Source organism: Bdellovibrio sp. HM001 (assembly GCF_055397275.1).
On the sequence record NZ_AP029174.1, the window covers coordinates 3,267,481 to 3,292,343 of the forward strand.

Sequence of the window (24,863 nt, forward strand, 5' to 3'; positions counted from 1 at the left end):
GTGAAAAGCAGATAATAAAGGCAGTGTCACCCAGCGTGGACTGCCTGAAAGATCCACGTAAAACGATGGAAGGTTTTACCCATGGGACGGAACGACCAAAAGAAGAACACTTTCCTTATTGTCAGCGGCGATAAAACGCGCATCCATAAATGCACCGAAAGCCTGCAACGGAATTTTGAAAACTGCTCGGTCTTTCATGGGGCGGAATGGTTTGAAGCCAAATACAAGCTCGACAACGTTCACCCCAAAGCGGTTCTGGTGGATGAGTATCTTCCCAAAGGGTCAGGCTTTGACATTGTTTCCAAAATTCTGAAAGAGAAAAACAACGACGACATCGCCATCATCATCATGTCTTACGTCGCGGATCACGATATTTTCAAAAACGAAGTGGCTTCGGGTCGTGTGCAGTTCCTGACGGAACCGGACCGGGAAAAAGCGCTGGTGGACTGTGTTGCAAAGATCATCTCGCCCAAGACAGACACCAATCAACCGCAGTATGAACTGAAACAGCTACAGCCCGGTGATGTTCTCTTCAAAGAAGGTGACATCACGGAAGTGGCTTACATCGTAAAAAAAGGCAGCCTGCGCGCCTACTCTGAGGGAAGCGATGGCGACAAGGTGATGTTGGGGGAAATCATGCCTGGCGAGTTCGTCGGCGAAATGGGCCATTTCAATCACGAACCCCGTTCCGCCACCGTCGAAGCTATCACAGAGGTGGAGTTGATTGCCATCCCCAATGGCTCTTTGGACAACGTGATCTTCGCGCGTCCTTCGTGGGCCAAGGCATTGGTGAAAACACTATCCCAGCGCCTTAAAAAGGCCAACAAAGCCCTCACAGGCTAAAACGCCGGCCAAGCGGGCTGCAAGGCAGCCCTTATTTTAGCTTCTCCCACAGATAGCTGTATTCCAGCGTGTTCCACAGGATGGCCTGTTCGATGTTGGCGCTGCCCGCGTGACCACCTTCCATGTTTTCATAATAGTAAACCGGATGTCCCTGTTCTTTCATACGTGCCACCATCTTGCGTGCATGCCCCGGATGAACACGATCGTCCTTGGTGCTGGTCATGATCAGCACTTCTGGATACTTGGCATCCTTCTGCACGCGCTGGTAAGGCGAGTACTTCAAGATCGCTTCGCGCATTTTGGGTTCTTCCGGGTTTCCGTATTCATCCATCCAGCTCGCGCCCGCCAGCAGTTTGTGATAGCGAAGCATGTCCAACAACGGCACACCCACGATTACGGCATTGAACAGATCCGGACGTGTTGTGAAAGTCGCCCCTGTCAAAAGCCCCCCGTTGGAACGACCCGAGATCCCCAGGTGCTGTGGGGACGTAATTCCACGACGGATCAGATCTTCAGCAATGGCAATGTTGTCCTGATAAACTTTGTAGCGGTTTTCCTTCAGCACTGCCTGATGCCAGGCGGGGCCAAACTCTCCGCCGCCGCGCAGATTGCTCAGCACATAAACGCCACCTTTTTCCACCCACACTTTGCCAACAAAGTTCAGATACGAAGGCTGCATCGGTGACTGGAACCCGCCGTATCCATAAAGGAGTGTCGGATTTTTCCCGTTCAGCTTCAGATCCTTCTTGCAAACCACAAAGTACGGAATCTTTGTTCCGTCCGCACTGACGGCTTCAAAGCGCTCGGTCTTCATCCCTTCGCTATTAAAGCGCTCAGGGGATTTTTTCAAAAGCTCCAGGTGATTCCCTTTATCAGAAGCATTTCCGATATAAGTGGAAGTCGGCGTCAGAAAATCCACATACTGCGCAAGATAGGTGTCACTTTCCTCTTCTGTAGAGGTGACGTAGGCCATGCCGTTTTCACCCAGCTTCACGGGTTCGGTGGTCCAGGTATCCTGCGAGGTGAACGTCACTTTTTCAATGCGTGACAGAACATTATCAGTTACATGCAAAAGGATATGATTCTTCGTGGGATTTAGCCCCTGAATGAATCTTTTTTCTGTCGGCACAAATAAGGCCTTCAAAGACTTCTGCGCAGCCTCGCCTTTTGTAATTTCACTCAAGGGCATAAACACGATACTGCCAGTTTTGAAAGAGCCCAGATCGGACTTCAGTTCAAAGAACAGCTTGCCTTCAAAAACACCCCAGAATTCGGAATCTTCAGGCATCGGCAGGCGAATTTTGTTGCCACTTTTGTCTTCATACCAGTTGGCGCTGCTGTAAAAGCCTTTGCGGATGCTGTGGAAAACATAACGTTTGTCATTTTCATCCATGATGTAGCTATAAGCGGACATGTCTGTCGGGGCTGCTTCCTGAACCACCGTTGCTTCGGACAGCGGTGTGCCACGCTTCCATAGCTTCACAATACGGGGATAGCCTGAATCGGTCAAAGAGCCCGGGCCAAAATCAGTTCCGACAAAGACAGTGTTTTCATCCTTCCAGGACATATTGGTTTTGGCTTCCGGTAAGTTGAAACCATCTTTGACGAACTGTCGTGTGTTCATGTCAAACTCACGCACAACCGTCGCATCTTTTCCACCACGGGACAGGTACACCAGCGCACGATCATGTTTCGGCCCCAGAGTGCTGGCGCCCTTCCACACCCAGTTCTCCTTTTCCTTTTTCGCAAGTGCATCAATGTCCAGAATCACATCCCATTTGGGTTCCGCCGTTTTGTAGCTGCTCAAAGTGGTTTTGCGCCACAGGCCGCGCACATGCTTGTCATCCTGCCAGAAGTTGTAAAGCTCGCCCTTTTTCAGACTGACACCGGGAATGCGGTCTTTAGCCAGCAGAATCCTACGAACACCCTGCTCCACTTCTTTGTAGGTCGAGGTGCCCTGAAAGTGCTCCAGCGTGCGTTTGTTTTCTGCCTTGGCAAACTCCAAAGCTTTCGGACCTTCCACTTCTTCAAGCCAGATATAGGGATCATTCAGATTCATAGCCTCAACCTCATTTCTTACCACAGACGATTTGCAACCAATGAACAACAAAGACGACAAAAGTAACACTAAAGATTTCTGGGACACCGACGGGCTCCTTGCGATCCGGATATTTTAGAAAGCAGATCCTAGAAAGGGCAATAAAAAACCCCCGCAAAAGATGCAGGGGTCTTATCTGAAAATTTGTGGATTGTTTAAGCTGCGTTACGAGCTTGCAGTTGATTCAGCAGATCGTTGGCGATGCGATCCAGTGGCAGCACTTTGTCCGCCGCCCCTAAAGCCACCGCTGCGGCAGGCATCCCGTATACCACACAGGTTTCTTCGTTCTGAGCCACGGTGTATGCACCGGCGTTCTTCATTTCCAACAGACCTTCCGCGCCATCCTTACCCATACCGGTCAGAACCACACCCATCGCATTCTTACCAACGAACTTCGCCACGGATTTCATCAGATAGTCCGCCGCCGGGCGCACACTGTGCAATGCCGGCCCCTGGTGAAGTTTCACATAGTAGAACGCACCACTTCGCGTGATTTCCATATGATAGTTGCCCGGGGCAATCAACACACGACCGGGAACAACCTGATCCCCTTCTTCAGCCTCTTTGACTTCGAAAGGGAACATCTTATTCAGATTTTCAGCAAAGGACTTGGTAAAACCCGGCGGCATATGCTGCACCACCAAAGTTCCCGGGATATCCGCCGGCATTCCGCTCAAAAAGACTTTCAAAGCTTCGGTTCCACCGGTCGAAGAGGCCACGGCCAACAATTGGTGCGTCGTGCGCGCCAACGAAGTCACAGGCTTTTTGACCGCTGCAGCCCCTGTAGGCACCACAACTTTTACCGGATTGATGCGGGCTTTTGAAACGGCTTTAACTTTTTCAATAATAGATTGGGACAAAGACTCCAGACTTTGACTGACGTCGATGGAAGGCTTTTCCATGATTTCAATCGCCCCAGCCTCCAACGCCCGCAGATAGGTTTCAGAGCCTGTTTTCGCCAAACTGGAAAAGATAATCGTTCTTGTCGGAAAGTGCTGCATGACTTTTTCCAGGAAGCTGATGCCATCCATACGGGGCATTTCCACGTCCAAAGTCATTACATCCGGCTTCAGAGCCACCAGCTTATCGCGAGCGATATACGGGTCTGAGGCCGTCCCCACCACTTCGATGTCCGGACAGGTGGAGAAAATTTTCTCCAGCAACTTACGAATCACCGCCGAATCATCCACAATCAAAACACGAATTTTTTGAGCCATAAGGGCCTCTATTTCTAAAGTTTTTGATAAACCGCGCGCGACATGGGCTTCAAACCAGGATGCTTCACATTGCCTGATTCAGAGTGCCCCAGGATCAAGTAACCACCCGGTGCCAGACAGGACACCAGATTGTCGATGACTCTTTTGGTGGTCGGCTCATCAAAGTAAATCAGTACATTTCGACAGAAGATCACATGGAACTTATGCTGAAACTCGTACTTGGGATTCATCAAATTAAACGGAGCAAAGCGAATCATGTCGTGAATCTGATCCTTGGCTCTCCAGTATTCATCCCCGTTAGCCTTGACCTTTTCAAAGTAACGAGCACGCTGCGCAGGGGGAAGCCCCTGCATTTCGCGATCTTCATAGGTGCCCGTCGAGGCTTTTTTCAGAACCTGCAAATCAATATCTGTCGCCAGCACCCGGGGTTTCGTGGACGGTGGCATCTCTGCAGCCGCCTCATTCAAAGTCATCGCAATGGTGTAAGGCTCCTGCCCTGTGCTGGCCGCAGCACACCACAGGCGCAAATCGGACCCAAACTTCTTCGCCAGATCCGGCAGAACACTTTTAAGAAAATCAAAATGATTGGACTCTCGATAGAACGACGTCATATTGGTCGTCAGTGCCGAGATAAATTCTGACGTCACGTCAGAACCGCCCCGTTCCAGCATGGACCAGTACTCTTCATAGCTTTTCAGGGAATGACGACGCAGCAACTTCACAATACGATTGCGAATCAGAGCATGATTCTTCGGCGTCAATGGAAGATCCACCCCTGCCAGACTGTACATGCGCTCTGCGAACTTCAAAAACATCTTATCTGAAAGCTTGATCTCTTCAAAATCATACAGAGATCCTACAATTTCGTTCTTCTTAACAGCCGTCATGCTGCGATCTCCCGACCTTTCGACACATTACTCACCAACGCACCAGGTTCCAAAATCAGAACCGTCTTACCGTCACCCAGAATTGCAGCACCCGCAACCTCCGGAATATCCTGACCGGTGGTGATTGGTTTCACAACCACCTGCGCCTGCCCCAGGACATCGTCCACCGGGAATGCCATCTGGCCTGTCATGGATTCGATAATCACCAACATGGTTTCTTCACGGCGCGCACTTAAAGAGTTCTCGCGACGTTGCGCCAACTGCGCATCTTTCTTGTTCAGGGCCCAGTTAATAGAACCCAATGTTTTTGTCACATCAATCACCGGCAGCAGATGTCCGCGGATGCTGGCCACTTTGCCTGCGCCTGAAACATGCGTGTAGTCCTTTGGCAGAACACGCACAATTTCGCGAATCGAATGAATCGGAAGAATGTAGCGAGCCCCATCCAAAGCCACGATGATGCCATCCGTGATTGCCGTGCTCAGTGGAATGGTCAGACGGAAAGTTGTGCCCTGACCTGCTTTGGAATAGATGTTGATTTTACCATTGATTTTATCAAGATTCGATTTCACCACATCCAGACCGACACCACGACCGGACAGATCCGAGATCTTATCCGCCGTAGAGAATCCCGGATAGAAGATGTATTGGAAAACCTGTTCATCCGGGATAGACGCCGGATCCACACCTGCCGGTACAAAGCCTTTTTCAATAGCTTTCCCTAAAACCTTTTCGCGGTTGATACCACCACCGTCATCAGAAATATCAATAATGACATTACCACCTGATTGTTTGGCAGAAACCACCACTTTGGCAGTTGCGGGTTTGCCACGCTCCTGGCGAATTTCTTTTTTCTCCACACCGTGGTCCATCGAGTTGCGCACAAGATGAACCAAAGGGTCCCCCAAAAGCTCAAACACGGTTCTTTCAACCTCGGTTTCTTCACCAATCAGTTGCAAATCAACCGGCTTGTCCAGAGTCAAAGACACGTCACGAACGATACGTTGAATTTTGATAAACATGGACTTCAGCGGCGTCATGCGGATGCTCAGAGTTTTCTCATAAAGCTCGCGCACAGCCTTGTCCAACTGATCCACGATGGCTTCCAGGCGCAGATTCACTCCACTGCGAACTGTTTCGTCATGCACCAATTGATTTTTCAGAACAACCAACTCACCCACAGCATCCAAAACAGAGTCGACACGGCCGGTATCCACCTTGATGGTGCTGTTCAGGTTTTTGCCGCCTTTATTGCTGCCGCCGCCACTGTTACCCGCTGAGGTGCTGGCCGCTGGGGCTGGGGTCGCTGGAGCAGATGGAACAACCTTTAAGGCTGGAGCTGGCTTTTCAACAACAACAGGCTCCGGAGTCGCAACAGCCGCCACCGGAGACGGCTTTGGCACTGCCTCACCGGCCGCTCGTTTCGCGGCCTCTTCTTTGGCGTGGAACTCGGCCTGATCTTCGGGTGACAATTGTGCCAGAAGTTCGGCTAAAAGATCGTGATTGGTCACATCGTCTTCGACGACGGGAGCCACAGCTTCTGTTGCCGGTGCCTGCGCAAAGAAATCATCAGGCGCTTCAATCTTGGGTTCATCAGCAGAAGGCGCTGCAACCTGAGAGTGCTTCGAAGTTTTACCCGAAAGCTGTTCAGTCAAGGTGATCAGCTCAGTCGTCAAAGCCGAAGGGTCCCAGGGATTATTCTGTCCCTGCTGCAAAGCTCCCACTCGATTTTTTAACTCATCACCGGATTGCAGAAGCAAAGAAATCACATTCGAGTTCACCAGTTCCGGACGGGAACGCAGCAGATCCAAAAGATCTTCCATCACGTGGGCGAACTTACAAAGATCCGCAAGACCGACCGCTGCGGCTCCTCCTTTTACCGAGTGCGCGACACGAAAAATATCTGTCAGGTCTTTGGCTGGATCGACACTGTTTTCCAGTCTCATCATGTACTCTTCGTACTGCTCCAACATAAAAGCGGATTCATTCAGGAAATCCATCTGTAGTTCTTCAAAAAAGGCATTATCACCGCTCATGGTCGCTCCAAATAAGGTAAGAAAATCACAAACCTCTATCGGAGACTCCGCAGGTCTTCTATTTACAACCTTGGTCCAGAATGAGACTGGTTCCACCCAAGGTATAAAGGTTGTCACGTTTGACAGGACTATTGACCCAGGATGAGGCAGTCCAGAACCGAGAATATTATTTTTTAACCCCCCTCGAGAAATCCTCTTAAGTCGTTCGCCCTTTTTCGCGATGAGATCAGGGTCAAGCTTCCTTTACGACTTTGAAAGGCTATAAAAATGAGCGATGTATCAATGAAAGCAAAACCGGGCCAGTATCTGACGTTCCAACTTATGTCTGAACAATATGGCGTGGCCATCGAAACAGTGCGCGAGATCAACCAGTTTGGTGAAATCACCCCTGTTCCAAGAACTCCGGACTATGTGAAGGGCGTGATGAATCTACGCGGTAAAATCATTCCTGTTGTGAATCTGCGCATCAAGTTTGGCATGCAGGCGCAAGATACAACTCGTGACACTTGCATTATCGTGATCGACACCTCCATCGGTCAGGTGGGTATGATCGTCGATTCCGTGAAAGAGGTTGTGGATCTTCAGGAATCACAAATCGAACCATCTCCGGTTCTGGGGAATGAACACGCCATGTCCTTTGTGCGTGGAATGGGTAAAGTTGACAACAAAGTGGTTATTCTGGTGGATATCGTTTCGGCGTTCTCCCAGGATCAAATGGGTCAAATTGCGCAGTTCTCCCATCAGGACGAAGCCAAAGCGGCTTAATAAGCTCTTAAAAACAGCAATTTTCACGAAAGCCTGCGCCGAGAGCGCGGGCTTTCTTTTTTCAGTAAATACAGCAACTTAGTCCACTCCGCAGCGGGCCCCCAGATCGTCACCACCGCGGAACCAGCAAAAAACTTCACGATTTATTCCGCTAACAGAATTATAAACAGACTTTTCATCAAAGTCTTGATAGGCAAGAGCCCATCAAACAAAGGACTTAGACGATGAAAACAGTATTTTTCGTGACTGCGATGCTTTTCTCCAGCCTTTCTTTTGCAGGACAAAGAGTATTTGACTGCCAGGCAACCAAGCTTTCCAAAAACCCTGAAATCAATGCCGATTTCAACATCCAGAAGAACCCGACAGTTCTCTTGATCGAAGATGCTAAGAACTGGTCCTTGAGCGTTGGCGACTACTCTGTCTCCACTTTGGATATGAACGGTCCTGCACTGGAAAGAGAATCCAGTACCGCTTCTGACACTGAAGTTCGTTATGACTTCTGGGTTGAAGGTTCTTATGAGTTCGAACTGGTCATCAGCGTTGTCGACCACACTGCCAAAGTTTACTGGTGGGGTTTGGGCGAACAAACTGAAGTAGGCACTTTCGCCTGCGAAGTTTCCGTCAAGTAAGCCCGCGCACAGCTAAGCTCATTACTAAAAAGCCTTTGGGAATCCCAAGGGCTTTTTTATTTTCTGACACTGACCGGATTAAACTTGAAGTACAGACTCCAGGCCTCGATCATGGAGCCATCTTTAAAGCGGCAATAATCATACTCCGTCCCGTCATCGGATTTGGCAATGCGGTTCTCACCACCAGCATCCAGACAATAGCGAGCTGCGGGGTTTCCCCCCAACGCTTGAGGCAGATTTGTTTTGGACGCTTTTTTCTGAGCCACCTTCCAAGCCTCACAATCAGGTTTTTGCCCCTTGAAACATTCCGCCGAAAGCTTCAGTTGCTGATACTCCTGCACCTTAAAGGGCTGATAGCTTTTCCCATCAAAGACTTTTAAGCTGGCTTCAGCCCGCAAAGTCCACATCAGCATAGAAAAAATGACGATCATCTTTTTCATCATTTCCCCTTTGGCTTGTCTTCAAGCCAGGCCAGCATCTCGGTTTCATAGCCGGTGTACTTTAAAAGACTTTCGGCATCGACCCAGCCGCCGTCATGCATATCCTGCCATGCCTGTCCCCAGCTATTGTGAATTTGAAGGGCGTCGTAACACTTGTTGGCCTTATCACAGACACGACGATAACCAGAAATCACCGTGGCATGCTGGTTTCCACCTTCAACACCGGGGGCTGAGCAATCCTTTGTGTACTTTTCATTCAGGCAGATTCCGGAGATCATCACCGGATGGCCGTTGCCAAGTTGCTTTTTAATTTGCGCCATAACACTGGCATAATCTGCCTTCTGGCCCTTTTGTGGGAAGACTTTTAATTCCGTCGAGTCTTTTCCCTCGAAATAGGCGCGATTCTTGGCGCGGCTGCACTCTTTGGGATAGATCAGGCGATCAAAGAACTTTTCGTAAGTTTCCTCACTGAAAGCCTTCAGCAATCGAGTCGGATCTGTATCCAGATTGAAATCCTTATCCATTTCGGTCTTGGCGGTGGCAAAGAAGTCTGTGAGGCACGTCTCACAGTTCCTATCTATCTTCTGATACTCATCATACTTTTTGCGAAGGCGTTTAAATGCCGCCAACTGAGCATCCGTACCAAACTGTGCGCCCCCCATTTTACCTAGGATCTTATCGAGCGACAGGCATTCCTGCGAAGCGGAACTGCCCACGAAGGTCCCCGCAATTTCCAAGGTGAATGCACCGGGCCCACCTTCCCGAATGCCGCGATAAGAAGACTCAAATCCCACCTCCCCATCCGGCTGATTGCCGAACCGGGCCAGGTCCACCGGAGAGAAAATTTCAGAGTCTGGAAGACTCTTGCAGTCTTTTTTCATAATCCGGCAGTTTTCAGCAGTTAAGATGGCGGAGGTGGCAAAGGAATAACAAAGTCCCAGAGTATCCTGAGACTGCACCCGCGGCATATTCACAACAACTTCAGACTTTGGCTGAACCGCAAACGCGCTTTTTTCAAACTTCGTAAATGCAGGCATCGTGGCCGCCCACACAGGAGTTACAGAAAAAAACAACGCCAGGATGCACGACACCTTCATAGGCTCCTCGGGAAACACAGTTTCTTATCTCTATTTTTCCCGAGGACCTTGCACCCTACTAGTCCCGAGTTCTGTTTACGCGACCAAAGCCTTGCATACAAAAAAACCCACAGCGTTTCCACTGTGGGCCTCAACATTACAATTTTTAAGATCGCCCCGTGAGCGCTAATCTAGAAGAAAGATCCGGCTGTTTCCACGATGGCCGACGCATCGATCTTGTGTTTGCGGTACAGATCCAAGGCCGTATAAGCGCTCTGACCGAACTCACCTTGCACACCCAGGCTTTTTGCTTTCATCGGCACATCGGCCGTCAGCAGGGCATGGCACAACAACTGGCCAAAGCCGCCCAACAACTGGTGATCTTCCACTGTGATCAAGTGACCTTGTGTTTTACCCAAAGCCGCTTTGAAAGTCGCCACGTCCAAGTGGTTCACACAAGCCGCATTCACCACAACAGCACCCACACCTTTGGTTTCCAGATCTTTAGCCGCCTGTAAAGCTTGAGGCACCAAAGAACCCGTTGTAGCGATAGTCACTGACTTCGCTTTGCCGGCTGTTGTATCTGCCAGCACCTGCGCTTTTCTCAAGTCGTAAGTGGCACCCGCCACATAGGATTTAGGGAAGTTTTCACGCCCCAGGAAGAACACCGCTGAATTGGGAACCTTGCCTTCTTTGCGAGCTTTGGCAAAGTTCTCGATCACGGAATACATCAAAGCGTCGGCTTCTTCACTGCACGACAACGAATAAACATCCACATGAGGGATCGAAGAAGTCATCGCCACATAGCTCAACGCCTGGTGAGAAGCGCCGTCGGCCGCATCCTGGAATCCTGTGTGAGAATACACCGCAATGATCGGCGCTTCAGACAAAGCCCCCATCGTCAAAGGCAGAGCCCCTTTAGTTACACCAAACTGAGCGAATGTGTCCACCACCGGGATGTAACCCAACTTGGAAAGACCCGCTGCTGTGGAAACCATGTTGCTTTCAGCAATACCGACGTCAAAAGAATCCTGAGGGAATTCTTTACGGAAGCCCGCAACCCCTGTGGAGCCCGGAAGATCCGAAGTCACACTCAGAACCGGCAAACCCGCCTTACGGGCACGAATCATCGCAGAAGAAATACCCACTTGGATTTTCTCTCCAGAGTCTTTCACGCCACTGGCTTTAATTTCCGCTTCCCATTTCAACAACTCAGAAATCCACGTGTTGTAAACTTCAGGCAGTGCCGCACCATTGTATATCTCTGTCAAAAATGCTGGCAGCTCCGAGGGACTTTTCAGAGGGAAACCGTGACCGCCGGAAGCCGATTCAGCGGTTTTCTTTGTGCCGATCCCTTTGATGGTTCTTGCATGAATCACAACAGGCGCTTTTGGATTGGCTTTGGCTGTCTCGATCGCAGTCACCAAAGTGTCATAACATTTTTGCAGATCATTTCCCTCAGGAAGATGGATCACATTCCAGCCCAGATCCTTCAACGACGCAAACGTCGGAGCCATCGAGAAAGATTCCGCATCAATACGACCGGACAGTTTTGTGTTGTTGTCGCTGATGATCAGCACATAAGGACCCATCTTACCGATTTTGGCCAAACCCGGAATGGCAGCGAAAGCTTCTTTCGCCTCCCCTTCCATACAGGCGCCGTCAGAGATGGTTGTCACCGTCACACGATTTTGACCGGACAAAGCCTCACCCATTGCGACACCTTGAGTTTGTGGGAACGCAGACCCCAGAGGGCCGTTAGAAATAAACACACCTTCAGGGAAGCAGTGAACCTCTCCGTGACCTGTCAGACCGCTTTCGATGGAGCGGAACTTTTTCAGGCTGTCCAAAGTCAAACCCGCCATTTTGTAGTTGGCCTTCAGGGCATACAGACCATTTTCACAGTGACCCGCATCGTTCACGATATGGAACAACTCATACCACTGCTTGCCTTCGCGTTGAGCCACATCAAAAACATGTCCATGCAATGCGGACATGAGTTCCGCCAAGGCCGCAGGGCCACCGTAGTGAGAAGCTGCTCCACCAAGGACGGCGTTCATATCCATCAAAGAAACTAGGGCGCGAGTCGCGTTAGGATCGGCCACTGGAATCTGACGTCCGTCTTTGCTTTTCACAAAGCTTTTGAATTGGGGTTCTTGGGTAGGGTTGCCTGCGAGTTTTGTTTTGATCTGAATAGGTTCTGTCATAGGATATAGTTTTACTGCCCACAGCGAGGAACATCAAATGGAAAGGCTTTATTCTCACAATATTCGCGACATCCTGAAGGTGGATCTGCATCGTCATTTAGACTGCTCAGTGCGTTGGAGCACCATCTTGGAACTGGCCCCCCAGGTGGGAATTCCCTTAGCCCCCACTTCACAGGGACAAAAGGATCAGTTTTTGATCACAGGCCCCATGAAAGATCTGGGGTCTGTGCTGAATAAATTCATGAACGCCCAAAAGGTGCTGGCCAGTGAAGAGATCCTGACCCGAGTTGCCTACGAGGCCTGTGAAGACGCTTTTAACGACGGCGTGCGCCTTTTGGAGTTGCGTTATGCGCCGACTTTTATTGCTGACGGGCACAAATCCCTGACTTTTGAGAAAATCCACCGCTCGTTGCTAAAAGGCATCGATAAAGCACGCAGGCAGTTCCCTATGCTTATCGGACTGATTTGCATCATTCAAAGGATCAAATCTTATGAGATCGCGGAAAAGGTCGTGGATTTCGCCATCGACAACAAGGACAGCTTTTTGGCTCTGGATCTGGCGGACAATGAAGAGGGCTTTGACCCGAAAACATTTGCGCCCCTTTTTCAAAAAGCCAAAAAAGCAGGCCTGCGTATCACGGTTCATTCGGGCGAAACCCCACAGCCACAGTCCGCGTCCTGGGTTCGCGACAGTATCGAGATTCTCGGGGCGGAACGCATCGGCCACGGGATTCAAATCATCAACAACCCCTCTGTGCTCGAGTTTGTGAAGGACCGTCGTATCCCGTTAGAAGTCTGCCCGATCAGCAACTACCTGACCCAGTCCTTCCCCACTTATGAGGCCCATCCGATTCGCCAGCTGATGAATGCCGGGGTTTTGGTGACGATCAACTCGGATGACCCAGGTGTCTTTGCCACCTGCCTGAGTGATGACTATGAGGTTCTTCACCGCGTGCATGGATTCACGGCGGCTGATTTCCATCGCTGCAATCAAATCGCCTTTGACGCCAGCTTCTTCCCGGAACAAGAAAAAAATCGTCTGATGGCGGAGTTCTTCGGATGACCTATGCAGAAGAAATTCTTCATCTGATCCGAGAAGACGAAGCCGTGCGGGAAGTCCTGGCCAGTACGGGCGAGCTTTTTCACGGCTATCACCCGCAGATGGAAAAGATTCATCTGCGCAATGCCCACCGCCTGCAGGAATTGATCGAAAAAAATGGCTTCCCGACAATTCCACTGGTGGGTGAAGAGGCCTGCACTGCGGCCTTAAGAATAATTCTGCATGCGATCAGTTGGCCGGAATTCATGCGCGCACAGGAACCGGTGTTGACCGATCTTGCAAAGGCCGGCCAAGTTCCCAAGTCCTACGTGGCCTTTATGATAGATCGCATTCGGTTTTACGAAGGCCGAAAACAGATCTATGGCACCAATGCCGACTGGGACGAAAACGGAATCCTGCGCGTTACGGATGTAGAGGACGAAGAACTTCTTAACACCCGCCGAGCCGAGATGGGTCTTTCGCCTTTGGAAACTCTGGTGATCACGCCCATGGACGGCGACTATCACCCACCCGATCCCATGAAACGACACAAAGAATTCATTGAATGGACTCATAAAACAGGTTGGAGGAAAGCCTGATGAAAACAACAAAGCTGCTCGTGCTGTCACTTTCTGTTTTGACTCTCAGTTGTCAAAGCACGAAACCAATTCAAAACCAGGTCATTCGCACCTCTCAAGAGCGTCCCGACCGCGCCACGGCGGAGGCCTTCGGCACCCAGTTCGCCATTTCCACCCAAGGGCGATACTCCAGCCAGGCGGCAGAGAAAATGTTTAATCTGGGCGGGAATATCATCGATGCGACCGTGGCGGCATCATTCACTGTTTCAGTTGAGCGCCCGCAATCCACAGGCATCGGCGGTGGCGGTTTCATGATGTTCCATGAAGCAAAAACCGGAGACACCTATGCCATCGACTTCCGCGAACGCGCCCCACTAAAAGCCACACAGAACATGTACATCGGAAAAGACGGCAAAGCGGATTCCAAACTTTCCCAAGATGGCATCCTGGCTGTCGCTGTTCCAGGAATGGTGGCAGGTCTTTTGGAGATTCACAAAAGATTCGGCTCTTTACCTTTGAAAACCATCATGCAACCAGCTATTGAGCTGGCTGAAAACGGTTTTGATATTTATCCTGAGTTTCACCGTGCCCTGATGGACCGCGCGGACGTTCTTGCCAAGGATCCCGCCGCCAAAGCCATTTTCCTGACCAAGGACGGAAAAGTTCCCCCGATCGGCACAAAACTTGTGCAAAAGGATCTGGCAAAGACACTCAGACTCATTGCCGAAAAAGGCAAAGACGGTTTCTACAAAGGCCCTGTTGCAAACTCCATCCTGAAACTTTCCAAACAAAGAAAGGGACTGCTGACCCAGAAAGATTTCGACACCTACGAGGTTAAATTCAGAAAACCCGTTGAAGGCAAAGTCGGCAAGTTTGAGGTGATCTCCATGCCACCTCCAAGTTCCGGCGGTGTGCATGTGATTCAGTTCCTGGATTTGCTCGAGGAGGATTCTTTGGCCAAAGCCGGTCCCCTTTCCACCAAGTCCATTCATTTGGCGGCTTCAGCCCTGCAGTCTGCATTTGCAGATCGTGCCGTTTATCTGGGTGATCCTGACTTCGGCCACGTCCCGGTGGAAGGCTTGCTGTCGCAGGATTATCTCAAACAACGCCGTTCCCAGTTTGAAGATAAACGCGCCCGCAAAGCTTCGGAAGTGTATGGTGGCGATCCTCTGAAATATGAATCCGCTGACACCACTCATATGTCCTTGATCGACAATCAGGGCAATGCCGTGGCTTCCACGCAAACCATCAACGGCTGGATGGGAGCCGCCATTGTCGCGCCAGGGACCGGGATTGTGCTCAACAACGAAATGGATGATTTCGCCGCTCAAGTCGGAGCCTCCAACTTGTTCGGCGCCATCGGTGGCAAACCCAACGCCATCGCACCCCGCAAAACTCCCCTCAGCAGCATGTCACCGACGATCTTGCTGGAAAATAATAAGCCCGTGATGGCTGTAGGAGCTCCCGGCGGGACTCGCATCATCAGTTGCGTGGCCCAGACCATCCTGAATTATGTGGAGTTCAAACTTCCACTTTATGACTCTGTCGCGATGGTTCGCTATCACCAGCAATGGCAACCCGATGTGCTGTTCATCGATCCTCCAGGACCAAGACCTGAAGTGCTGAAAGAACTGAAGGACATGGGCTATGACGTTCGCGTGGAACCTATTCCATGCAACGTGATGGCCGTGACCAAGGAAGGCGACAAATTGCACGGCGTGGCTGATCCCCGCGATATCGGCACCAGTATTGCCAAATAAGCTCCCTCTGGATCGGGGTTGATTCTCAACCCCTTCTTTTCGGCTCCGCGCATTTTGACTTAAAGACTAATCTGCGAGAGGCTTTTTGTCTCTCACAGCGAGGTTAATATGCGCGAATTTTATCCAGCCATCGAGCCTTACAACAAAGGCATGCTGAAAGTTTCTGATATCCACACCCTTTACTGGGAAGAATGCGGCAACCCCCAGGGAAAACCCGTCGTCTTTCTGCACGGGGGACCAGGTGGCGGCGTTGCGCCGGATCACCGGCGTTTCTTTGATCCAAAGGCCTACCGAATAATTTTGTTCGACCAGCGTGGCAGCGGTCAGTCCACTCCTTGCGCAGAACTGCGTGAAAATTCCACGTGGGACCTAGTGAAAGACATTGAAACCATTCGCGAGATGTTGAAGATCGACAAATGGGTGGTCTTCGGCGGGAGCTGGGGTTCAACCCTGGCACTGACTTATGCAATCACTCACACTGACCGCGTAAAAGCCCTGGTTCTGCGCGGAATCTTCCTGTGCCGTCCTTCTGAAATCAAATGGTTCTATCAAGAGGGTGCTTCCAACATCTTCCCGGATGTGTGGGATGAATACCTCAAGCCCATTCCGCAGAACGAACGCCATGATCTGGTTGCAGCTTACTACAAACGCCTGACCCACGAAAATGCCGACATCCGCCTGGAAGCGGCCAAGGCGTGGAGCAAGTGGGAAGCCGCCACCTCCCGCCTGATCGTGGACCCTGAAGCCGTGGATGAATTCGATGATCCGGAATATGCCTTGAGCTTTGCTCGTATCGAATGCCATTACTTTACCAATAACGCCTTCTTCACAACCAATAACTGGATCCTGGAAAACGTGGATAAAATCCGCCATATCCCCGGGGTCATTGTTCAAGGCCGTTACGATGTGGTCTGCCCGGCCACCTCTGCGTGGGAGCTTCATAAGGCCTGGCCGGAGGCAAAATTTACAATCATTCCTGACTCAGGCCATGCGGCGGCCGAGCCCGGAACTCGTTCAGCTTTGATTGAAGCCACCGACAGCTTCAAAAACCTGTAAGTCTTTCAAGCCTAAGGGGGATAAGTCCCCCTTATGTTTCTCATTAGTATTATCATCTTGTCATGTGGTGCCAAAATGGGGTTTATTCAGCCCACGAACTACAGTATTTGTAGATCGCAATCCGGGGGGATTTTAGTGAAGCTGAATAAGTTGCTAATTTCGGGGATCCTAACAAGCTTGGCTCTCACAGCCTGCTCACCTCAAGCGAACAATTCCAGCGTTATCACAAATGGAGACGGAATCATCGGCGGCACCGAAGTTCAAGCCACCGACAAGATTCAAAACAGCATCGTCGCTGTTTACGACGCCTTCGAAGGCGAAATCTGCACAGGGTCTTTGCTTCCAAACAACATCGTTCTGACCGCCGCTCACTGTGTCGGCTACTTCACTGAAGACATGTATGTCTTCTTCGGTACAGAAATCAATGCCCTGAGCGAGCGTCGCCAGGTGGATAAAGTTGAGTTCTCCCCTTACTGGGAAAATCGCCAGAATGAAGAATTCGACACGGGCGATATCGCCATGATTCACTTCACCGGGACGGTGCCTGCTGGATACAAGCCTGTTAAATTCTTGCCAAACAAACGCAACTTAAAAGCAGGCATGGAAATCACAGTTGCAGGGTATGGCATTTCTGACGGCGTCACGGGTGAGGGTGTAGGCCGTCTGCGATCTACCAAAGTCACCATCAGTAACTTGAATTACAGCACTTCAGAGTTCCTTGTTGACCAAACCAAGGGCACTGGTGCCTGCCACGGTGATTCGGGTGGTCCTGCCTACGTTGAAATCAAGGGTGAGCTGTACCTGATGGGTGTCACCAGCCGCGGAGTGAAAGACGAAAACAACGACTGTTCGCAGTTCTCCGCCTTTACCAGCACGTTGTACTACAAGATCTGGATCAACCGTATGGCCACCAAACTGTCCAAATCCCTGGTCAATCCGGAGCAAGCTCTTTAATAAAATAAGCATCTAATTTTTTCACAATCGCCAAGGGCTGCTACTCAAAAAGCAGCCCTTTTGTTATTTCATGGGCCTATTTGACCGAGGGACTATGAAAGCGAAGTTGTACGTTGGCTCTTTGATCGTTTTAACATTGTCTGCCTGTGCGGAACCTCAGGACAGTTTTTCGCCTGTCCCTAATGACAGCGCTATTGTCGGTGGTGCGAACACCACCAAAAATGACACCGTTTCCAATTATGTCGTATTGATCTATGACAACCCGACAAAGACCTATTGCACAGGCACTCTGATCAAAAGAAATCTGATCCTGACAGCAGCTCATTGCGTGGGAGCAAATGCTTCAGACCTGTCTTTGGCTTTTGGGATCAATCCGCTGACCGGCAACTATGTTCTGCGCCAGGCTTATAAAACCGCCACACACGATAAATACAAAAAACAAAACTCCAAAGATCGTAACGACCTGGGACTGATCTTGATGAAAGAGTCCGCCCCTTCAAACTATCGCCCCGTAGAACTGGCCGACGCCTCTTTCCCGATTCGCAAGGGGCAGGTTTTCACGGCGGCTGGTTATGGGCGCATCTCCGGCAAACGCAGCACTCCGACGGACACACAGGGCTCGGGCCAGCTTCGTCATGTGGACCTGGCCATCCAGCAGTTCAGTCAGGATGAAACTCAATTTTACATCGATCAAAAAATCGGCAAGGGCATCTGCAGTGGTGATTCCGGTGGTCCGGCGTTGATGCGATATCAAGGCAAGGACTATGTCGTGGGTGTAGCCTCTGCTGTGTCCTGGACAGTTCCTGACGAAGTGAAGGCCGACGAACGCAATCAGTACATCCAAAACAAGGATGTCTGCAAAGAGAAGTCGATTTATATGAACGTTAAAACTTTCCGCACCTGGATCGACACGGAATCAAAGAAGCTTTTGAACTAACTGCCGAATTCGTTCGCCCAGATCCTTGGGGCTGTCGAACAAAACACGATGGGATGAGGACGGAATCACTTCAAACTGGAAGCCGGCCACCTCATCCTCGATACGCTTGGACATTTCCACAAACTTTTCATCCCGTTCACCGACCAGCCAGATCAGTTTCTGCGTCTGCTTGGCCAACAGACCACGCATGTTCTTTTGTTGAGCCAGGGACCACTGGGTCAGCGCCAGGCTTAACGTTTCCCGGGAATAGTCTTTCTCCAGACGCAGGGGTTCGGCCTCCCCACCACCGAATACAGGCTGCGCATTCCAGTTACGCAGCACCATGTCCCACGGGGCTTTTAGAAATTCCTCCGCCCAATAGGAATCATTCATCCAGCGCTGACGACGTTCTTCAGAGATAGGGTCGAAAGCTTCATGAACATCATTGAAGCCGGGATTGGTCGATATCAATACGACTTTATAAAACAGGGCGGGCTTCTTTTCCAGAGCATGCAAAGCCAGGCGTCCCCCCAGGGAATAGCCCACGACAATGTTTCTTTCCGCCGCAGATCCGTGGGTTTCAACCAGTTTAACGAAGTTCTCTGCCCAGCTTTCAAATGAATTGCTGGGCCCCAAAGACAGTTCTTTAAAATAATCAGGCGTATAAATGCGCAGTCCTTCAACTTGCGGAAGGTGCGCTTTTACCTGCGCCCAGTCCGTCGGTCTTCCTAAGAAGCCATGAAGAAAAAAGAGATTCACTCTTTCCACAACGAGTCGTACTCCTTCCAGAATTCTTGGGTGTGCTCCCAGTTCGGACAGAGCTCAATGATCTGGTGATCTGCAAAGTCCAACGTCACAGCCTCGTCTGGAATAGTATGCCACTTCTGATAGGACCAGTTCCACATCTTTGCCCATGAATCGAACGAAATCTGGTGTTTGTTTATGAAAATCTCTTTCTTAAACATGCGATGGAAGATTTGGCCTCCTCCATTGTTGATGACCACGATACGCAGTTTTTTCGCATCCAACTGGGAAGTTGCCCAAAGTGACGATAAATCATACAGCGCGGTTAAATCTCCAACAAGACACCAGTTTTCAAGCTCTGGATGAGCCCAGCCCAGGAAGGTGGAAATCTGCCCGTCAATACCATTGGCGCCGCGATTGGCCGCCACACGCGCCGGAGGGAAATCGTGCGACGAACTGGAGTCCCATTCCCGAATCGGAAGCGAGTTCCCCAGATAAACCGAAGCCCCCTTCATACGTTTTGAAAGCGCGTAGATCTGCCCTTGTTCTGAGTCAGGATATTTTTCCAGCAGCTGGCGAATCTGCAAGGCCCGCGCAGAATCCTCGATATTGATTTTTACATTTTCATGGTGAGGATAATTGAATTCCACCTGACTGAGCAGATCCAACGAGTTGCAATGCTGCGCCGGACGGCTCAGACCTGTGTAGTGATTAAAGCTGACAGAGAAAACCGGTAGATTTTTGTACTTGCTTTCCAGATCACGCCACACACGCGCCGTCGGCACCCCGCCGATGCGCAGGATGGAATCACAAACCCCCATCCCCAGAATACGATGAATCATTTTTTCGCCCGAGCGGATCTCAACATCCTTGATGTCCGGATGGCCGCGCAAACTGGAAATACCTTCGCAGTAAACCGGCGCCTTGTACTGCTTTAAAAACTCCAGCACCGTGCCGTAGGCTTTTTCCGGCAGAATCCCCACAATCACCAATGGCTTGTGGGAGTTGATGAAGTCTTCCATTTCCTTTAACGTGCCCAGCGGAATCTGAGCCGGCAGCTTGGTTCTTTCTGAAACGCTGGGAATATGAATTGTCGGCACCGGACCGTCGATCAGAGGCTCTTCAAAACTCACATTCACATGAATCGGCTTTTTCCAGGACAGGGACTTAAACGACAAGTGCGAGTTTTCACTGTCCAGATCCAAGGCCACTTCATTGTAGTAAGAGAAAATACCCACCTGCTCAATCGTCTGAGGCGCACCCGAGCCGCGATAATGCTTCGGGCGGTCTGCCGTCACCAGAATCAATGGCAACGAGGAATAAGTGCCTTCCACCGCTGCCGGCAAAAGTTCTGCCACCGCTGTTCCGGAAGTGGTGATCACCGCCACCGGACGTCGAGTGCTGGCAATACGACCCAAAGCGAAGAATCCAGCCGAACGTTCTTCAAAGAACGAGTACACCTTCAGATTTTTACATTCATCCAGAATGTGAACCATGGGGCTGTTGCGGGCTCCGGCACACAGAATGAATTCTCTCACTCCGGTGTGAACCAGTTCCTGAATGACTTTTGCTGCCAGTTCCATGTTTGTCATACTTCAAGCCCCAATACTTTTTTTACTGACAGGCGCTTTTGATAAAGTTCCCGCCATTCTCTTTCCAATTCGCTGGCTGCCACAACACCGCAGCCGGAACCAATCATCGCAGAGTCTTTGCTCCACTGCAAATTGCGAATCGCAACAAGACACAGAGCCTCCTCCGCATTCATAAATGCAAAAGGCCCCCCGAAATAGCGTCGCCCCTCCTGCCCCGGAAGATCTTGCATCCACAAGTAGCCTTGAGAACGCGGAGCCACACCCAGCGCCGGTGTCGGGTGCAGACTTTTTGCCAAAGCCACAAAGTCAGGGCGCGTCTGACACTGAACCTGAATGTCGGTTTTTAGATGATACAGAATCGGCAGCTCCAGAATGTGAGGCCCCTGCGCCTGCACCTCGCCCCACTGCCCCAGAAGTCTGGCGATATCTTCCACCACCAGCTGATGCTCTTGCATTTCCTTGGGATCTTTAAGAAGAGACTCCCGCTCGGTGCTTTCGCTTTTGGGACAGGTCCCTGCCAAGGCCATGGTCTTCAGTACACCCTGCGAATAGTCGAAAAGAACTTCTGGTGTCGCTCCCAACAGTCCTTCGCCCTGTTGCCAGAATCCATAGACATACAAGGTCTGTGGCGCCTGAAGAAGTTGCAAAATCATCTCGGCCCGGTCGCGCGCTGCCACTGTCTGCGTTGTGCGCGCAAAGACTGCAGGGACTGCTTTTTGAATTTCATTTTTTTGAATTTTGCTCTGAATGACACGCAAGGCTTCGGCAAAATCCTCCTTACGCGGTTCCGCCCACGCGGCCTTCGCTAAGGACTCCGCAATAGAGGGCCCTTGAGCCAAGTACTCCTCACAAATCTGGCGTAATTCTGCTGAAGACAGCCTATGGACGGCCTTTCCGTGCCACAACGCGGGCCTGTTCAGGTCATAGAAATCGGGGCAAAACACTGAAATTTCGACACTATCCGGGCTCTTTGCCGCTCTGAATGGGCCTTCAATGAGAATCCATTGGTTTCTATGTCGCAAGAGGGCCCCTGCCTCCAAAAAGTTTGTAATGCCTTCCAGCGTTATGCTATTCTGCCGTTCCACAAAAGGACCCTCTTTTTACGACTTTCAAGTTGTTAAAACGTTAACCAGGGTGAGAAGAAGTTCGTATTATGGAAACGCTAACTATGCAAACAAGTCCCTCAACCCAAATCGTCAATGTTGGCGGTTTTTCTATCGGGGGTCCTCAATTCACTGTGATCGCCGGCCCATGCTCCATCGAGAGTCATGCCCAATTCCTGGAAACTGCTTCCGGAGTTAAAGCCGCAGGCGCGCACTTGCTTCGTGGTGGTATCTGGAAAATGCGCACCTCTTCCAAAGCCTTCCAAGGCCTGGGTTCCGGATCCTTCGACATCGTGAAATCCGTTTGCAAAGAGCTGAACATGAGCTTGGTGTCTGAAGTCACCGACGTCAGACAGATCGAAGAAATCTATGACCTGGTTGAATGTTTCCAGGTGGGTTCGCGCAGCATGCAGAACTACGAACTTCTGAAGGAACTGGGTCGCCAGAAAAAGCCTGTGCTTTTGAAGCGTGGCCTGGCTGCTTACATCGAAGAATGGATCAAAGCCGCTGAATACATCACCAATGGCGGAAACCAGAACGTGATTTTGTGTGAGCGTGGCATTCGCACTTTTGAAACTGCCACTCGCAACACTTTGGATCTAAATGCCGTGGCGTTTGCGAAAAGAAACACCAACCTTCCCGTGATCGTCGATCCGTCCCATGCCGTGGGCATCCGCGCCCTGGTTCCGGATCTGGCTTACGCGGCGGCCGCTGTCGGCGCTGACGGTATCATCGTGGAAGTTCACCCGCGCCCCGAGGAAGCTCTTTCCGACGGCATGCAGGCCCTGACTTTGAATGACTTCCAGATGATGATGCGCAAACTGGATAAGATCCTGACTGCGATTGACCGCCCTCTTCACAAGGTGACCGCTCATGCACACTAATCAAAAGCACTCTCCAAATCCTGAAATCATCCGCTCTATGTTTTCAAAAGTGGCGGCGAACTATGACAAGGGCAACAATGTCCTTTCCATGGGGATTCACCACTTGTGGAGAAAAAAACTGGTCAAATACAGCGGCGCCAAAGCTGGCCAACAGGTTTTGGACTGTGCGACTGGCACGGGTGACCTGGCAATTGAGTTCAAGAAGACGGTGGGAACCGGGGCTGTGATCGGCACAGACTTCTGCCCTGAGATGATGATTCCAGCACCGGGTAAAGCGCAAGAACGTGGTCTGGACATCAAGTTTGAACAAGCCGATGTGACGCAACTTCAGTACGCGGATAATAGCTTTGATATTTGCAGCATCTCTTTTGGTATCCGCAACGTCGGTGACCCGGTGAAAGCACTCAAAGAAATGGCCCGCGTGACTCGCCCTGGTGGTAAGGTCATGGTCTTGGAGTTCGGCCAGGTCAGCGTTCCTGTTTTCGGGGCGCTTTACAACTTCTACTCCCAGAACATTCTGCCTAAAATTGGCGGCCTGGTAACGGGTCAGAAGGAAGCTTACGAGTATCTGCAAAAATCCTCTGCAGCCTTCCCGTGCAAAGAAGGTTTCCTGGAGCTGATGAAAGAAAGCGGTGCTTATTCTGATATGGAATACATCTCTTTGACTGGTGGAATTGCCTACATCTACAAAGGCACTGTGAAGTAGTTCTTTGATAAAGACATTTGAGAAAATAAAAAAGACTCCGCAGGGAGTCTTTTTTTATGCCAACATTCGTCGCTGATCCAGCCGTGGCCCCACATGAGGGGCCTGACCGTTTTGTCTTAGTATCTCATCATAACGCATGACCTGAGGCTGTGGAGGCGTTGGGTCCGGGATATACTTCTTCGTCGGGCATCCCCAGAATGCCAAGCCTACAGCCGCCAGCAATACGAAGAAGAGAACGAATTTCATGCCTCTATTGTCTCTCTGCGAGCCTAATAGAGGCAGATGTTTTCAAACACTGGATGTTACTTAAGACCAGCTCTACTTGCTAAATGCATCCAAGCAGATTGGCTGCGCTAGAGGTTCTTCCAAAACATTGGAACCATCGGCATACTTAAGAACTAGTTTTCCACCTTCTAGACAGCGAGAAGTCTCATTCAAGAGATAATCAGGCTCAGAGGTAACTGTCACTGTCACCATGCCCGAATTTTGGACATAGAACTGAACAAAACCCGTAACACTTGCTCCGATATTGATCAACGGAGCTGGGCCAAACTGAACTGACAACCAAAGTGCCATGTACCCTTGCGGTTGCTCTGGCGTCGTCATGCTGTCATAGCCACCCGTTTTATAGTTTAGCTTCAGCAAACCAGATGCCCCAACATACACCAAAGATGCCGCACTATAATCAGCAGCGACCTCCGCCTTACTTACAGCATTTTTCCAGGATCTGCTCCCTGTGGATGTCAACGAAGCATTAGAATCTTCATTTTCATCATCTTCATCTTTGATGATCAAATCATCACTATAAGTTTGGGTGAAGCTTTGTCCTTCATATTCAAAGGTTTCCTGACAGTTCGTGGATTTAAAACGATAGTACTTCGGGAAACCATCCTCATCAGCATCTGGACTGTCAGCACCATCTTCGGACACGCACGGGTCCATTGGCTCAGCCTTGCCTTTTGCAAAGTTCTTAGGCACCGAGCCAAAAACACTGAAAAGATCTTCAATAACTGCATCTGGAGTTCCGCCCCCGACAGCCTGAACCAAAGCCGTCATCTCCTCAGGCGTGCCTTTAGCTGCTGTTGGAGGATTTGTGATTGTCGGAGAATCATTCGCAACATCGCCGCTGTTGCTGCCGCCTCCGCCTCCGCCGCCACCGCCGGAGCAGGCTGCGAGTGTGAGTACCAATGCTGAGAATAGAATCTTCATCCCTGTAGATTTCATTTTGTGGCTCCTTGCCATTTTTGTTTTGTGATCAAACACAGATTACAAGAATTAATAGCAACCCTCGTATTCAAGAAAATCTCAAATAAGGTCTAGTTGAGTGACATGA

23 protein-coding genes are annotated in these 24,863 nt (G+C 50.5%); 11 read left to right on the forward strand and 12 right to left on the reverse strand.

Annotated elements, in window-relative coordinates; translation table 11 throughout:
- Positions 1-81: 81 nt before the first annotated feature.
- Complete coding sequence (locus ACZ5ZZ_RS15340; protein WP_464118610.1) at positions 82-843, forward strand: cyclic nucleotide-binding domain-containing protein; 762 nt, start codon at positions 82-84, stop codon at positions 841-843.
- A 31-nt stretch (positions 844-874) separates the two neighbouring features.
- Here ACZ5ZZ_RS15340 and ACZ5ZZ_RS15345 read toward each other — a convergent pair whose 3' ends face one another.
- From ACZ5ZZ_RS15345 to ACZ5ZZ_RS15360, 4 genes are all read right to left on the reverse strand, one after another.
- Positions 875-2,902 (reverse strand): prolyl oligopeptidase family serine peptidase, encoded by a 2,028-nt coding sequence (locus ACZ5ZZ_RS15345; protein WP_464132152.1) that lies wholly within the window; start codon positions 2,900-2,902, stop codon positions 875-877.
- A gap of 194 nt (positions 2,903-3,096) precedes the next feature.
- Positions 3,097-4,158, reverse strand: a complete 1,062-nt coding sequence (locus ACZ5ZZ_RS15350; RefSeq protein ID WP_464118612.1) for a protein-glutamate methylesterase/protein-glutamine glutaminase — start codon at positions 4,156-4,158, stop codon at positions 3,097-3,099.
- Positions 4,159-4,172: 14 nt separating this feature from the next.
- Positions 4,173-5,045, reverse strand: a complete 873-nt coding sequence (locus ACZ5ZZ_RS15355; RefSeq protein WP_464132154.1) for a CheR family methyltransferase — start codon at positions 5,043-5,045, stop codon at positions 4,173-4,175.
- The gene (locus tag ACZ5ZZ_RS15360) at positions 5,042-7,081 is read right to left on the reverse strand and encodes a chemotaxis protein CheA (RefSeq protein WP_464140148.1); all 2,040 of its coding nucleotides are present in this window, start codon (positions 7,079-7,081) and stop codon (positions 5,042-5,044) included. Before ACZ5ZZ_RS15360 ends, ACZ5ZZ_RS15355 begins: the two co-directional genes overlap by 4 nt.
- 267 nt (positions 7,082-7,348) lie before the next feature.
- Here ACZ5ZZ_RS15360 and ACZ5ZZ_RS15365 point away from each other — a divergent pair, with 267 nt between their 5' ends.
- Together ACZ5ZZ_RS15365 and ACZ5ZZ_RS15370 are read left to right on the forward strand one after the other, a co-directional pair.
- Positions 7,349-7,846, forward strand: a complete 498-nt coding sequence (locus tag ACZ5ZZ_RS15365) for a chemotaxis protein CheW (RefSeq protein ID WP_464118615.1) — start codon at positions 7,349-7,351, stop codon at positions 7,844-7,846.
- A gap of 224 nt (positions 7,847-8,070) precedes the next feature.
- The gene (locus ACZ5ZZ_RS15370) at positions 8,071-8,475 is read left to right on the forward strand and encodes a hypothetical protein (protein ID WP_464140150.1); all 405 of its coding nucleotides are present in this window, start codon (positions 8,071-8,073) and stop codon (positions 8,473-8,475) included.
- 56 nt (positions 8,476-8,531) lie between these two features.
- Here ACZ5ZZ_RS15370 and ACZ5ZZ_RS15375 read toward each other — a convergent pair whose 3' ends face one another.
- The 3 genes from ACZ5ZZ_RS15375 to ACZ5ZZ_RS15385 form a co-directional block, all read right to left on the reverse strand.
- Positions 8,532-8,918 carry a putative hemolysin gene (locus tag ACZ5ZZ_RS15375; RefSeq protein ID WP_464140152.1) on the reverse strand — a complete coding sequence of 129 codons (387 nt, stop codon included), beginning with the start codon at positions 8,916-8,918 and terminating at the stop codon, positions 8,532-8,534.
- Complete coding sequence (locus ACZ5ZZ_RS15380) at positions 8,915-10,012, reverse strand: hypothetical protein (protein WP_464140153.1); 1,098 nt, start codon at positions 10,010-10,012, stop codon at positions 8,915-8,917. The genes ACZ5ZZ_RS15375 and ACZ5ZZ_RS15380 overlap by 4 nt, the downstream gene beginning before the upstream one ends.
- A gap of 170 nt (positions 10,013-10,182) precedes the next feature.
- The gene (locus ACZ5ZZ_RS15385) at positions 10,183-12,198 is read right to left on the reverse strand and encodes a transketolase C-terminal domain-containing protein (RefSeq protein ID WP_464140155.1); all 2,016 of its coding nucleotides are present in this window, start codon (positions 12,196-12,198) and stop codon (positions 10,183-10,185) included.
- A 37-nt stretch (positions 12,199-12,235) separates the two neighbouring features.
- Between ACZ5ZZ_RS15385 and add the strand changes: the two genes are divergently transcribed.
- The 6 genes from add to ACZ5ZZ_RS15415 all read left to right on the forward strand — a co-directional run bounded on the left by add (position 12,236) and on the right by ACZ5ZZ_RS15415 (position 18,522).
- The gene (gene add, locus ACZ5ZZ_RS15390) at positions 12,236-13,261 is read left to right on the forward strand and encodes an adenosine deaminase (RefSeq protein ID WP_464140157.1); all 1,026 of its coding nucleotides are present in this window, start codon (positions 12,236-12,238) and stop codon (positions 13,259-13,261) included.
- Positions 13,258-13,836: a DUF6624 domain-containing protein gene (locus ACZ5ZZ_RS15395; protein ID WP_464118622.1), complete on the forward strand. Its 579-nt coding sequence runs from the start codon at positions 13,258-13,260 to the stop codon at positions 13,834-13,836. Before add ends, ACZ5ZZ_RS15395 begins: the two co-directional genes overlap by 4 nt.
- The gene (ggt, locus tag ACZ5ZZ_RS15400; RefSeq protein ID WP_464140158.1) at positions 13,836-15,575 is read left to right on the forward strand and encodes a gamma-glutamyltransferase; all 1,740 of its coding nucleotides are present in this window, start codon (positions 13,836-13,838) and stop codon (positions 15,573-15,575) included. The genes ACZ5ZZ_RS15395 and ggt overlap by 1 nt, the downstream gene beginning before the upstream one ends.
- Before the next feature lie 108 nt (positions 15,576-15,683).
- On the forward strand, positions 15,684-16,631 hold the full coding sequence (gene pip / locus ACZ5ZZ_RS15405) for a prolyl aminopeptidase (RefSeq protein WP_464140160.1): 948 nt from the start codon (positions 15,684-15,686) through the stop codon (positions 16,629-16,631).
- A 177-nt stretch (positions 16,632-16,808) separates the two neighbouring features.
- The gene (locus ACZ5ZZ_RS15410; RefSeq protein WP_464140162.1) at positions 16,809-17,585 is read left to right on the forward strand and encodes a S1 family peptidase; all 777 of its coding nucleotides are present in this window, start codon (positions 16,809-16,811) and stop codon (positions 17,583-17,585) included.
- A 94-nt stretch (positions 17,586-17,679) separates the two neighbouring features.
- Positions 17,680-18,522: a S1 family peptidase gene (locus ACZ5ZZ_RS15415; RefSeq protein ID WP_464140164.1), complete on the forward strand. Its 843-nt coding sequence runs from the start codon at positions 17,680-17,682 to the stop codon at positions 18,520-18,522.
- Here the strand turns inward: ACZ5ZZ_RS15415 and ACZ5ZZ_RS15420 are convergent.
- The 3 genes from ACZ5ZZ_RS15420 to ACZ5ZZ_RS15430 are packed head-to-tail and all read right to left on the reverse strand — an operon-like array spanning position 18,502 to position 21,676.
- Positions 18,502-19,269, reverse strand: a complete 768-nt coding sequence (locus ACZ5ZZ_RS15420; protein WP_464118627.1) for an alpha/beta fold hydrolase — start codon at positions 19,267-19,269, stop codon at positions 18,502-18,504. The genes ACZ5ZZ_RS15415 and ACZ5ZZ_RS15420 overlap by 21 nt on opposite strands.
- Positions 19,257-20,837 carry a 2-succinyl-5-enolpyruvyl-6-hydroxy-3-cyclohexene-1-carboxylic-acid synthase gene (gene menD / locus ACZ5ZZ_RS15425; RefSeq protein WP_464140166.1) on the reverse strand — a complete coding sequence of 527 codons (1,581 nt, stop codon included), beginning with the start codon at positions 20,835-20,837 and terminating at the stop codon, positions 19,257-19,259. Before menD ends, ACZ5ZZ_RS15420 begins: the two co-directional genes overlap by 13 nt.
- Positions 20,834-21,676 carry a chorismate-binding protein gene (locus tag ACZ5ZZ_RS15430; RefSeq protein WP_464118629.1) on the reverse strand — a complete coding sequence of 281 codons (843 nt, stop codon included), beginning with the start codon at positions 21,674-21,676 and terminating at the stop codon, positions 20,834-20,836. The genes menD and ACZ5ZZ_RS15430 overlap by 4 nt, the downstream gene beginning before the upstream one ends.
- Positions 21,677-21,990: 314 nt before the next feature.
- Between ACZ5ZZ_RS15430 and aroF the strand changes: the two genes are divergently transcribed.
- Together aroF and ubiE are read left to right on the forward strand one after the other, a co-directional pair.
- Positions 21,991-22,824 carry a 3-deoxy-7-phosphoheptulonate synthase gene (gene aroF, locus ACZ5ZZ_RS15435; RefSeq protein ID WP_464118630.1) on the forward strand — a complete coding sequence of 278 codons (834 nt, stop codon included), beginning with the start codon at positions 21,991-21,993 and terminating at the stop codon, positions 22,822-22,824.
- Complete coding sequence (gene ubiE / locus ACZ5ZZ_RS15440; protein WP_464132174.1) at positions 22,814-23,530, forward strand: bifunctional demethylmenaquinone methyltransferase/2-methoxy-6-polyprenyl-1,4-benzoquinol methylase UbiE; 717 nt, start codon at positions 22,814-22,816, stop codon at positions 23,528-23,530. The genes aroF and ubiE overlap by 11 nt, the downstream gene beginning before the upstream one ends.
- A 54-nt stretch (positions 23,531-23,584) precedes the next feature.
- Here the strand turns inward: ubiE and ACZ5ZZ_RS15445 are convergent, their stop codons facing one another.
- Both ACZ5ZZ_RS15445 and ACZ5ZZ_RS15450 read right to left on the reverse strand, forming a co-directional pair.
- A complete protein-coding gene (locus tag ACZ5ZZ_RS15445; RefSeq protein WP_464132175.1) occupies positions 23,585-23,776 on the reverse strand; it encodes a hypothetical protein in 192 nt (63 codons plus the stop codon).
- A gap of 72 nt (positions 23,777-23,848) precedes the next feature.
- Positions 23,849-24,754 (reverse strand): hypothetical protein, encoded by a 906-nt coding sequence (locus ACZ5ZZ_RS15450; protein WP_464140168.1) that lies wholly within the window; start codon positions 24,752-24,754, stop codon positions 23,849-23,851.
- Positions 24,755-24,863: the final 109 nt, after the last annotated feature.